This window comes from Campylobacter sp. GB48, assembly GCF_049221845.1.
Taxonomy (GTDB): domain Bacteria; phylum Campylobacterota; class Campylobacteria; order Campylobacterales; family Campylobacteraceae; genus Campylobacter_D; species Campylobacter_D lari_C.
Genome location: NZ_JBMJAR010000081.1, coordinates 1 through 820 on the forward strand (window position 1 = coordinate 1; position 820 = coordinate 820).

At 24.1% G+C, this 820-nt stretch carries 1 protein-coding gene; it reads right to left on the reverse strand.

Translation table 11 applies throughout. From position 1 onward, the window contains the following. Window positions 1-820 (reverse strand): hypothetical protein (locus ACOTVC_RS08910; RefSeq protein WP_421628390.1); only part of this gene is annotated, 820 nt, incomplete at its 5' end.

Sequence of the window (820 nt, forward strand, 5' to 3'; positions counted from 1 at the left end):
TCATTTATTTGTGCATTCTTTTAGTTTGGTTTGTATGGATTTAAGTTTATTAGTCTGTTTTTGGTTAAGTTTGAATTTTTTAAAAATATAGATCAATTTTTGAAGGTTTTTTATTAAATTATTATCATCAGTATAAGCATATTTTTCTAATTCTTTATTAAAAAATAATAAAATTCTATTAGAAGTAAAATCAATTTTGCTCATACCATTTAAAATTATCATAGTTTTAGGGGTATTTAAATCACAAATATAATCTTGTAAAAATTCACTCAAATACATATCAGTAAATGCACAATTATAACCAATTAGGGTGTTAATATACATTCCAATTCTAACTACATCAAAGCTATCAAACTTATGAATATCTTTTTGTAAAAAATCCTCTTCTAAACGAGTATTTAGAAAAAATAAAAAATCTTCAAAAACTTTAAATCTTTCCTTGTCAAATAAAAAATAAGTTTTATGATTTGTGATATTTCTTTCATTGTATAAAAGATAAAGTATAATATCAGTATTTGAATTTGTTGTAACATGCCCAGCTTGTCTCATAAGCTCGACATCTTCATCTGTGGGATAGTAAGAGGTTAAAATTCTTACATCTTCAATACTAGCTTGTATCATCTTAAGATTTTTAATAATCATTTGTGTAACTTTTTCTTGATTATAGTTTTCTTTGCTTAAATTCTTAGCATATTCTAATTCTTCCTTGCCTTCGTTTTCACTCCATTTGATTAAAGCACTAAGATTTTCTCTTGCTTTATTTTCATTAGCTTCTTTAAATTGTAAAGCTTCTTGGATAAAGTTATAAGCATTGCTAGCA